Here is a 10,027-nt window from a genome sequence, read left to right on the forward strand (position 1 = left end):
TACCGAAAGCTAATTTATTCTTACCAAACTTTATTAGCCCCAACAACTGCCATCAGCGTTCCAAGCAAACTCCCAAGAACGAGGATTATTTTCACGAGTTTTCTCATGGCTTCCCCCCCTTTCATTGCTTGATCTCACAACTTCGCTTGTTACCAAATCTTCGCTGACCGTATCTTCTCCTGCGAATCTCCGCTGCTGAAAAATCCCCTGCCCCTAACTCTATTTTATCAATTTTCTTTCAAGAGTGTTGAAATCAGATCCAGGAGATCACCGATCCCTTCACCTGTCACAGCAGAAGTTGGTATCATTGTGTACTCCCCGTACTTTGAAAACGCTTTTCTGTGTTCATCCAGTTTTTTCTTTCTTTCAGACATTTTGACTTTGTCCATCTTGGTGAGAACGATGGTGAAAGAGATGTTTAAACTTTTCATCCACTCCACCATTATGAGGTCTGTATCCTGAGGTGGGATTCTTCCATCCACAAGTAGGAACACCAACTGAAGAGACCATCTGTTTGTGAAGTAGTCTTCCACCAGTCTCTTCCAGAGCATGCGTTCTTTTTTGGAAACCTTCGCGTATCCATATCCTGGCAGATCCGTGAAGTAATACCTAGAATTCACAAGATAGAAATTTATCGATCTGGTCTTCCCCGGTGTCTTGCTCACATAGGCGATCTTTCTGTTGAAAAGGGCGTTAAGGAGAGACGATTTTCCCACGTTAGACCTTCCGACGAAGGCTACTTCACCCTTCAAAGGAGGGGGATAATCACCCGGCGTCCTCGCTACTTTGACCAGTTTCACATCTCTTATGACCATTTCCTCTCACCCCTTCCTATGCTAGCATACAGAAAAGGAGGGGTAAAAGTTGAGAGGATACGTTCAAGTCTACACAGGAGACGGTAAAGGAAAAACCACGGCCGCTTTGGGACTTTCGATCAGGGCGGCCTGTGCAGGTCTGAGGGTGTTTATAGGGCAGTTCCTGAAAGGAACTCCAACGTCGGAGTTGAAGATAGGAGAGTTCTTTCCAAACATCGAGATTGCTCAGTACGGAACTCCCGAATTTGTCGTGGAGAAGCCCTCGAAAAAGCAGATAAAAAGGGCAAAAGAAGGCCTGGAAGATGCTAGAAAAAAACTGGTTTCTGGAAGATACAACGTTGTTGTGCTGGACGAACTCTGTGTGGCGATTCACCTCGGATTTTTCTCGAGGGAAGAGATAGAAGAACTGCTGAACGCCAGACCAGAACATGTGGAGCTCGTGATAACGGGAAGGTACGCCCCCGAGTGGCTGATTGAGAAAGCAGATCTCGTCACGGAGATGAAAGAAGTGAAGCACTACTACAAAAAAGGTGTTCCTGCAAGGAAAGGAATAGAATTCTAGGAGGGAGCGTTATGATACTGGAAAACAGGGTGGCAGGAGAAAAACTCGTGGTGGGAATGGAAACTACTGTTTTTGTTCATGGATTGCCCAGAAAAGAAGCCATGGAACTCTTCAGAAAAGCAAAGGAAATATCTGAAAAAATGGGATTCCGGTTAGCGGTGGTGGGCGTTTTGAAAGGAAAGATCATTGTCGGAATGAAAGAAAAAGACCTCGACATCATGATAGGCGAAGGTGCTGAAAAGGCGGGGACCCGGGAACTTCCGATTGCGATAGCGAAAGGAATGAACGCTGCCACCACCGTGAGTGCCACCATCTTTCTCTGTAGAAGACTTGGGATAAATGTTGTTGTAACAGGTGGTACGGGAGGTGTTCATCCTAGTCGCGTGGATGTTTCTCAGGATCTCGCGGAGATGGCATCCTCTAGGGTCATCCTCGTATCTAGTGGAATAAAATCCATTCTCGATGTGGAAGCCACCTTCGAGATGCTTGAAACCCTGGAAATTCCGATGGTGGGATTCAAGACTGATGAATTTCCACTGTTTTTCTCAAGAAGAAGCGGACGGAAAGTGGAGAAAGTGGAGAGTGTGGAAGAAGTACTGAAGATTTATAGAACGATGGAAGAACTGAACCTTGAAAAGACCCTCATGGTGTTGAACCCCGTTCCAGAAGAACACGAAGTTCCACGGGAAGAGATAGAACGTCTTCTTAAAAAGATCAAACTGGAGGTGAAGGGAAAAGATGTAACACCCTACCTTCTCAAAAAACTCGCGGAGATGACAAACGGCAAGACTTTGAAGGCGAACCTTTCCCTTCTTGAAGAGAACGTGAAGCTCGCAGGGGAAGTAGCACTGGCACTTGAAGGATAGCAAGGGGTTCCAGCGTTTCTGGTATGTGGTATACTAAGAATCGATGACAATACAGACACCGTGAAAAGGGAGGGCAGGTGAGATGAAAAGAACGTACCAGCCTTCGAGAAGAAAGAGAAAAAGAACCCACGGATTTCTGGTACGAAAGAGAACACCAGGTGGTAGAAGAGTTCTCAGGAACAGGAGGAAAAAAGGCCGCTGGAGACTGACTGTATGACGCAGCGGTTCACCAGGGAGGAACGCCTGAGGCTCAGGAGAGATTTTCTGGCGATATTCAAGGAAGGAAAGAATCTCCAAAACGAGTACTTTGTGGTTCTGTTTCGAAGGAGCGGTCTTGATCACTCGAGATTGGGGATAGTGGTAAAAAGGAAGTTCGGAAAGGCGACCAGAAGAAACAAACTGAAGAGATGGGTGAGGGAAACGTTCAGAAGAAATAAAGACAGGATACCGAAGGGTTTCGACATTGTGGTGATTCCCAGGAAAAGATTGTCTGAAGAATTTGAGTACATCAATTTCTGGGTGGTTCAGGAAAAGTTGCTCAGTCTCTTAGAGAGGATAGAAAAATGAAAAGGTTGCTCATAATGATTGTACGGTTCTATCAAAGATACATCTCTCCTCTCAAACCCCCAACCTGCAGGTTCGAGCCAACCTGTTCAACTTATTTCATACAGGCTTTGGAAAAACACGGCCTTCTGAAAGGTCTTTTCCTGGGCCTCGGGCGTGTTCTTCGCTGCAATCCTCTGTCGAAGGGTGGTTACGATCCGGTGCCGGAGGAATTCTCGTTCAAACTGAGGAGGCGATGATCTTGAGAAAGATTGCGGCAGTGCTGTTTGTCATCTTACCTCTTCTTCTGTTCGGAACCGAACCCATTAAGGTCACACGCTCTGATGAGGAAATCGTTGTCTTGACGAGGTTCAAAGAGTATCACTTCGATCTGGAAAAAGGTATTCTGAAAGATTTCTACACTCTCGTCGAAGGCAGAAAGCACGTTTTCACATACGGAAACGATGGCTTCGATGTGCTCGATGAAGGAACTCCTCTCAAGATGATCGAAGAACCCATAGTGACCGGAAAAGGGAAAACTCCGGAGGGTTTTTCAGATGAAGTGAGTATCGTGTACAACTACGGATACGTGAAGAAGATCTTCACGATAAAAAATGACGAAAATTATCTCTTCTTTGTAGACATAGAAAGCTCCAAACCTGTGGAGATAACGATCCCCAGAGTTTCTCTGGATCCCTCTACAGATAGATACGTGGAGAATTACTTTGCTTCCTTTAATCCAAAATCGCGAACTCTGGTTCTTGTCAAGCACGATGAAGGCCTTCGGTTTAAGGGAACGCTGAAGGTGAATGGTCAAAAAAGATTCACCATTTTTATGGGACCGAACAAGAGAACGTTGATCAAAAAGGCATTCCCCACAGACTACGAAATCCTGATGAAAACCCTTGGAAACATTCCAGGATTCAACAGATGGTACGACTCCGTATTCTACGGACTCGTTTGGTTCTTCTGGTGGCTCAAAGATCTGACGAAAAGCTTTGGATGGGCAATAGTTCTGTTCACGCTGGTAGTCAGGCTGGTTCTGTATCCGCTGTATCATGCCCAAACAAAATCCCTCATAAACATGAGGAAACTCCAGCCGCGCATAGAGGCGATCAAAAAGAAGTACAAAGATCCTGCAAAACAGCAGGAAGCGTTGTTGAAGCTCTACAAAGAAGCAGGTGTGAACCCCGCCAGCGGCTGTTTGATGCTTCTCATACAGCTGCCGATCTTCATTCTTCTATGGTCCGTCATCAGATATTACGTAGAAGAGTTCGCCTACAGCGGCGGCTTCCTCATCTGGAAAGACCTCTCGGCGGGTGGTTTTGCCAACAACTGGCTTTTCCTTGTGATAACCATAGTAGCAAGTTACTACACCACATTGCTCACAAGCCAGGATGCGAGAACGGCCTGGCAGGGCCTTATAATGTCCATCATCTTTCCATTCTTGTTCATAGGACTCCCAAGTGGTCTGTTCCTTTATTACACAACGAACACGCTGATCCAACTTGCGGTCACCTATTACACTTACAAGCGGTACAAGATCAAGGGAATCACCACCAGAGAACTTCTAGGACTTCCGAAAAAGGCCTGAGAAGAGGGGGGATTGGATGAAAAAGGTTATCGAAAGAGCTCCTTCTGTCGACGAAGCCATCGAAAAAGTGGTTAAGAAGTACGGACTCGAAGAAAATGAGTACACGATCAACGTTTTGGAAAGGGGGTTCCAGGGAATATTTGGGCTTTTCTCAAAAGAAGCCGTCGTAGAAGTTTCGATCAAGAGAACCTACTTTGAAAGAAGGTTGAGAGAGTTTCTGGAAGATATCCTGCATGTGGTAGATCCCGGTGTCAAGGTTTCTGTAAGATCTTCCGGAAGGAGCTTCTTCGTGAACGTGAGCAGTGAAAACGTGGGCAGATTGATAGGGAGGCACGGGAAAACCCTAGGTGCTCTTCAACACATCACAATGATTTTCTTGAACAGGCTGAGCGACACGAAGTTGAACGTAATTCTCGACATGGGAGATTACAGGGAGAAAAGAAAGAAATCTCTTGAAAAGATTGTGGAAGAGGCGGTAAAGAAAGCTCTCTCAGAGAAGACAAAGGTAACACTCGATCCCATGTTTGCTTTCGAAAGAAGACAGGTTCACAAGTTAGTGAAGAAGTACAAAGGTGTCACGAGTTACTCGGTGGGGGTGGAACCGTACAGACGGGTCGTCATAGAGTACATTGGCACAAAACGGGAGGGAAGAAGAAGGCATGATATTAAAGAAAGCATATGATGTTGTACCCCAGGAAATATCTACAGACAGCGTAAAGGGTGTTCAAAAGCGAGTCCTGATAGGGCTTAAAGAAGCACAGAATTTCGTCATGAGACTCTTCACCGTAAAACCAGGTGGCGTCATAGACAGGCACAATCATCCTTGGGAGCATGAGATCTTCGTTTTGAAAGGAAAACTGACGGTTCTGAATGAAAAAGGCGAAAAGGTAGTGGAAGAAGGACACTGTATTTACATTGAACCCAGTGAAATGCACGGGTTCAGAAACGATACGGATGCTGAAGTGGAGTTTCTCTGCTTGATACCCAGAGAGGGTGGAGAGTAATCCTTTTTTAAAGTATACGAAAAAAAAGAGTAGTAGAATACTCTTCTGGCGCTTGAAGTGCGTCGAAAATCCCGTATGGGTACGTACTTCAGCGCATGTATACCAAAGGTGGGAGGTGAAGGCTTTGTACGCTGTCGTGGAAACAGCAGGAAGACAGTACAGAGTGGAGGAAGGTAAAATCCTTTACACCGAAAAGCAGACAGATTACTCTCCAGGAGATGAGATCGTTTTCGACAAAGTGGTGTTCCTCAGGAAGGACAGCGAGGTACTCGTTGGAAAACCCTACGTTGAAGGCGCCAGGGTTGTTGGGAAGGTTCTTGAGCACACCAAAGCTAGAAAGGTGAAAACAGTGAAGTACAGACCCAGAAAGAACAGCAAGGTGGAAAAAGGCCACAGGCAGTGGTACACTGCTATCAGGATCGAAAAGATCGAGGTATGATAGAGATAATTGTCACCGGGTCTTTCTTTGAAGTGAAGGGACATTCATCGGACAAAGTTGCCTGTGCATCAGTTAGTGCTCTTACTCAGCATGTTGCAAATTTCCTGGAGGAAGAAAAAGTCGCCAGAATAGAAAAAAGATCAGGTTATCTGAGAGTCGAGTTTGGGAAGTTGGAGACGTGTGAGTTGAAAGTACTCGCAGCGATGGTGAGATCGTTGAGAGAACTGGAACGGAAGTTTCCTTCTCAAATCAAAGTGGAGGTGATCGTGGATGGCCCATAAAAAGAGTGGTGGTGTTGCAAAGAACGGCAGGAGCAGTCTTCCAAAGTATCTTGGAGTTAAAGTTGGAGACGGACAGTTTGTGCAGGCAGGGAACATCCTTGTGAGGCAGAGGGGTACGAAGTTCCATCCGGGCAAGAATGTAGGAATGGGAAGAGATTTCACACTCTTTGCCCTGAAGAATGGTAGGGTGAAGTTTGAGCAGAGAAACAACAAAAAGTATGTGAGTGTCTATGAGGAGTGAAAAAATGAGCAGTATAAAGCGTATCTCCTTTGTTGGGGTGTTTTCTGCCCTTGCAACTCTCATTATGTTCCTGGAATTTCCCATATTCCCGCAGGCGAGTTTTCTTAAATACGATCCCAGTGAGATACCAGCTTTGATAGTGAGCTTCCTCTTGGGACCGAAAGTGGGTATGCTTGTGATCTTGATCAAGGATGCCCTGTTCTTTCTGGCGAAGTCCGGTGATCCTGTGGGGATCGCCATGAATGCGGTTCTGGGCATGTCTTTTGTTGGATTGGCTGGTCTCATTTATCACAGGAACAAAAGCAAGATAACAGCTGTAAAAGGAATGACTATCGCAACTCTCTTCACAACAGGATTCGCACTTGGATTGAACGCATTCATTGTGCCCCTGTACTTCAGGGCTCCTTTTGAGTTGTACCTGAAGTTCTTTCCGTTCATTCTGACCTTCAATCTCATAAAGTTCGGCGTCGACTCGGTGGTCACCTTTTTCGTCTATAAGAAGGTTTCGAGTGTCTTCAGGTTAGAAATAGTGGAAGGGAGGAACAGCAATGGCTAGATATTTTCCCGTTCAAAAAACAACGATGGTGAAGCCAGAAGAGGTAGAGAGAAAGTGGTATGTTGTTGACGCTTCCGGAAAAGTTCTGGGAAGGTTGGCGACGCGGATAGCAAAGATTTTGATGGGAAAGCACAAACCTTATTACACCCCTCACGTTGACACAGGAGACTACGTGATCGTTGTGAACGCGGACAAGGTAGTGCTTACAGGTAAGAAGTGGGACCAGAAGGTGTACTACTGGCACTCTGGATATCCAGGTGGGCTTAAATCGATGACTGCAAGGCAGATGCTCCAGAAACACCCAGAAAGGCTCGTATGGCTTGCGGTCAAGAGGATGCTTCCGAAAAACAGGCTAGGCAGGAAGATGCTCAGGAGGCTCAAAGTGTACGCATCTCCTGAACATCCTCACCAAGCCCAGAAACCAGAGCCCATTGAATTGTGATGAGGAGGGAATAAAATGGCCGGTGTTGTGGGATATTACGGAACTGGAAGAAGAAAGACTGCAGTTGCAAGAGTTTACCTGAGACCTGGTGATGGGAAAGTGAAGGTGAACGGAAAGAAATACGAGAGTCTGAACGATTATTTCAAAAACATCGCATGGACAAAACACGCCATAGAGCCTCTTGAGGTAACAAACACTCTCGGAAAATTCGATCTTGTGATCAGGGTCAACGGTGGAGGCCTTTCCGGACAGGCCGGTGCCGTAAGGTTGGGAATAGCCCGTGCCCTGTTGCAGTACGATGAAAACCTAAAACCTATCCTCAAAAAATACAAAATGCTTACAAGGGATCCAAGAGAAGTCGAGAGGAAGAAGTACGGTTTGAAGAAGGCAAGAAGGGCACCCCAGTTCTCCAAGAGATGATTTTCAAGAGAAGGAGGAATATCGAGGGTCCGGTTGCCCCGGACCTCTCTTTTTCTGTACATCCCAGGGAGTGAGAACGTGATCCCCCGAGAGGTGATCGAGGAAATAAAGGAAAAGGTCGACATCGTTGAAGTAGTCTCGGAGTACGTGAACCTTACAAAGGTTGGGTCTTCGTATCGAGCGCTCTGTCCCTTCCATGCGGAAACAAGTCCTTCCTTCTACGTTCACCCAGGCCTGAAGATATATCACTGCTTTGGATGTGGTGCGAGTGGGGACGTCATCAAGTTCCTCCAGGAAATGGAGGGAATAAGTTTCCAAGAGGCTTTGGAAAGACTCGCAAAAAGAGCGGGAGTTGATCTTTCCGCGTATAAGTTGACTGGAAGCTCTGAGTACACCAGATACGTTCAACTGTACGAGGAAGTCTGGAGAAGGTACACCACCGAACTCAAGAAATCCGATCGAGCGAAGAAATACTTGCTGTCCAGGGGCTTTGCGGAAGGGGAGATAGAGAGCTTTGGATTTGGATACGCTCCTGAAGATTCGAGGATATCTATTGAAATTGGGAAGAGGTTGAACCTGAAAGAAGACGAGGTAATAAGGTATGGGCTGGCTTTGAAGAGAGGAAGTAGGTTGATCGATAGATTCGAAGGAAGATTGATCGTTCCGATAAAAAACGACAGGGGACATATCGTTGCCCTCGGGGGTCGTTTGTTAGGCGATGGTGAGCCGAAGTACCTGAACTCTCCAGATACCAGATATTTTTCCAAAAGGAAGACACTGTTTCTCTTTGATGAAGCAAAAAAAGTAGCAAAAGATGTTGGCTTTTTCGTGGTAACCGAGGGGTACTTTGATGCTCTGGCATTCAGGAGAGATGGAATCCCAACAGCGGTGGCGGTTCTGGGAGCGAATCTTTCTCGTGAAGCTATTCTAAAACTTTCTGCTCATTCAAGGAATGTGATCCTGTGTTTCGATAACGACAGAGCGGGTCTCAAAGCCACTTTGAAATCACTGGAGGACCTTCTGGAGTATGAGTTCAACGTTTTGATAGCAACTTCAGATCCTTACAAGGATCCCGATGAACTTTTTCGGAAAAAGGGAAAAGGATCTCTCAAAAAGATGCTCAAGGAATCGGTTTCATTCGAATACTTTTTGATGAAGGCGGGAGAAGTTTTCTTCGATAAAAACAGTCCCACAGGTGTGAAGTCCTACCTCTCTTTCTTGAGAAAGTGGGTTCAAAAGATGAGAAGAAAAGGATATTTGAAACACGTCGACAACCTTGTGAAGGAGGTCTCCAGCTCCACACAAATACCAGAAAGTCAGATATTGAACTTTTTTGAAAGTGATAGGTCTAACAATATGCTTGCACAAGAGGTGAAACCATCAAAAATCTACGACGAAGGAAAGGGACTCGTGTACTTGTTTTTGAACTACGAAGACTTCAGAAGGAGAATACTGGAACTCGACCTGAATGTTTTGGAGGATCGTAATGCGAGAGAATTTTTCGAGAAGGTGGCTTCTATCGGGAATTTGAACGAGGCGACAGAATCACTCCCGAAAGAGGTGAAGGATTGGATCTTCAAAGTCCTGGAAGAGGTTCCCCCCCCAAAAAATCCGGAAAAGTTTTTTCAGGATCTCTCCGAAAAGTTGAAAGTGCGTCAGTTAAAAAAGCGCCTAGGGGAGATAGAAAAGATGATAAAACAGAGCACCAGTGAAGAGGAAAGACGTATCCTCTTGAACATGAAAGTGGACCTTTTGAGAAAAATCAAGAGGAGGAGAAAAAGTATGGCAGAAAAGAAAGAGGCTATCACGAAAGAGGAACAGGCCAAAGAACAGGAAAAAAGGTTTTCCTCTCAGATAGAAAAGCGGATAAAAAAACTCATAAATCAGGGAAAAAAGAGGGGATACATCACCTATGAAGACATAGACAAAGCATTTCCACCCAATTACGAGGAGTTCGATACGAACTTGATAGAGAAGATATACGAGGAACTCGAAAAGCATGGAATAAACATCGTGGAGAGCGATTCAGAGGAAGAAACAGAGACCTCCGCTGAGGAACTGGAAGAGCTCCTTGAAAGGGAATCCCCTGAGATACACGACACCAGCAACGTGAGGGATTCTATAAAGATGTATCTCAAGGAAATTGGCAAGATACCACTCCTCACACCGGCCCAGGAAAGAGAGCTCGCAAGACGAGCCCAGATGGGCGACAAGAAAGCCAAAGAAAAGCTCATAACGTCGAACCTAAGGCTGGTTGTCAGTAT

At 45.7% G+C, this 10,027-nt stretch carries 16 protein-coding genes; 15 read left to right on the forward strand and 1 reads right to left on the reverse strand.

Translation table 11 applies throughout. The annotated features are described in order from the left end of the window. Positions 1-227: 227 nt before the first annotated feature. A complete protein-coding gene (yihA, locus tag J7K79_RS02490) occupies positions 228-815 on the reverse strand; it encodes a ribosome biogenesis GTP-binding protein YihA/YsxC (RefSeq protein WP_296904786.1) in 588 nt (195 codons plus the stop codon). A 49-nt stretch (positions 816-864) separates the two neighbouring features. Between yihA and cobO the strand changes: the two genes are divergently transcribed. The 15 genes from cobO to dnaG form a co-directional block, all read left to right on the forward strand. Then, complete coding sequence (gene cobO, locus J7K79_RS02495; protein WP_296904788.1) at positions 865-1,377, forward strand: cob(I)yrinic acid a,c-diamide adenosyltransferase; 513 nt, start codon at positions 865-867, stop codon at positions 1,375-1,377. An 11-nt stretch (positions 1,378-1,388) separates the two neighbouring features. Further along, positions 1,389-2,243: a pseudouridine-5'-phosphate glycosidase gene (gene psuG / locus J7K79_RS02500; protein ID WP_296904790.1), complete on the forward strand. Its 855-nt coding sequence runs from the start codon at positions 1,389-1,391 to the stop codon at positions 2,241-2,243. An 82-nt stretch (positions 2,244-2,325) separates the two neighbouring features. Then, positions 2,326-2,460 (forward strand): 50S ribosomal protein L34, encoded by a 135-nt coding sequence (gene rpmH, locus J7K79_RS02505; protein WP_296904792.1) that lies wholly within the window; start codon positions 2,326-2,328, stop codon positions 2,458-2,460. Then, positions 2,457-2,810 carry a ribonuclease P protein component gene (gene rnpA / locus J7K79_RS02510; protein WP_296904795.1) on the forward strand — a complete coding sequence of 118 codons (354 nt, stop codon included), beginning with the start codon at positions 2,457-2,459 and terminating at the stop codon, positions 2,808-2,810. The genes rpmH and rnpA overlap by 4 nt, the downstream gene beginning before the upstream one ends. Next, positions 2,807-3,046 carry a membrane protein insertion efficiency factor YidD gene (yidD, locus tag J7K79_RS02515; RefSeq protein WP_296904797.1) on the forward strand — a complete coding sequence of 80 codons (240 nt, stop codon included), beginning with the start codon at positions 2,807-2,809 and terminating at the stop codon, positions 3,044-3,046. Before rnpA ends, yidD begins: the two co-directional genes overlap by 4 nt. Continuing rightward, positions 3,043-4,380: a membrane protein insertase YidC gene (gene yidC / locus J7K79_RS02520; protein ID WP_296904799.1), complete on the forward strand. Its 1,338-nt coding sequence runs from the start codon at positions 3,043-3,045 to the stop codon at positions 4,378-4,380. The genes yidD and yidC overlap by 4 nt, the downstream gene beginning before the upstream one ends. 16 nt (positions 4,381-4,396) lie before the next feature. Further along, the gene (jag, locus tag J7K79_RS02525; protein ID WP_296904801.1) at positions 4,397-5,062 is read left to right on the forward strand and encodes an RNA-binding cell elongation regulator Jag/EloR; all 666 of its coding nucleotides are present in this window, start codon (positions 4,397-4,399) and stop codon (positions 5,060-5,062) included. Next, positions 5,040-5,384: a cupin domain-containing protein gene (locus J7K79_RS02530; protein WP_296904803.1), complete on the forward strand. Its 345-nt coding sequence runs from the start codon at positions 5,040-5,042 to the stop codon at positions 5,382-5,384. Before jag ends, J7K79_RS02530 begins: the two co-directional genes overlap by 23 nt. A gap of 124 nt (positions 5,385-5,508) precedes the next feature. After that, positions 5,509-5,823 (forward strand): 50S ribosomal protein L21, encoded by a 315-nt coding sequence (gene rplU, locus J7K79_RS02535; protein ID WP_296904805.1) that lies wholly within the window; start codon positions 5,509-5,511, stop codon positions 5,821-5,823. Beyond that, the gene (locus tag J7K79_RS02540) at positions 5,820-6,104 is read left to right on the forward strand and encodes a ribosomal-processing cysteine protease Prp (protein WP_296904807.1); all 285 of its coding nucleotides are present in this window, start codon (positions 5,820-5,822) and stop codon (positions 6,102-6,104) included. The genes rplU and J7K79_RS02540 overlap by 4 nt, the downstream gene beginning before the upstream one ends. After that, a complete protein-coding gene (gene rpmA, locus J7K79_RS02545; RefSeq protein ID WP_296904809.1) occupies positions 6,094-6,345 on the forward strand; it encodes a 50S ribosomal protein L27 in 252 nt (83 codons plus the stop codon). The genes J7K79_RS02540 and rpmA overlap by 11 nt, the downstream gene beginning before the upstream one ends. A 4-nt stretch (positions 6,346-6,349) precedes the next feature. Beyond that, positions 6,350-6,901 (forward strand): ECF transporter S component, encoded by a 552-nt coding sequence (locus tag J7K79_RS02550; protein WP_296904811.1) that lies wholly within the window; start codon positions 6,350-6,352, stop codon positions 6,899-6,901. Then, a complete protein-coding gene (gene rplM, locus J7K79_RS02555) occupies positions 6,894-7,343 on the forward strand; it encodes a 50S ribosomal protein L13 (protein WP_296904813.1) in 450 nt (149 codons plus the stop codon). The genes J7K79_RS02550 and rplM overlap by 8 nt, the downstream gene beginning before the upstream one ends. A 15-nt stretch (positions 7,344-7,358) precedes the next feature. Further along, positions 7,359-7,763: a 30S ribosomal protein S9 gene (gene rpsI / locus J7K79_RS02560; RefSeq protein ID WP_296904815.1), complete on the forward strand. Its 405-nt coding sequence runs from the start codon at positions 7,359-7,361 to the stop codon at positions 7,761-7,763. Between the two features lie 78 nt (positions 7,764-7,841). Continuing rightward, the coding region (gene dnaG / locus J7K79_RS02565; protein WP_296904817.1) for a DNA primase at positions 7,842-10,027 on the forward strand (2,186 nt) is incomplete at its 3' end.

The sequence above is a fragment of the Thermotoga sp. genome, assembly GCF_021162145.1.
Lineage (GTDB): Bacteria > Thermotogota > Thermotogae > Thermotogales > Thermotogaceae > Thermotoga.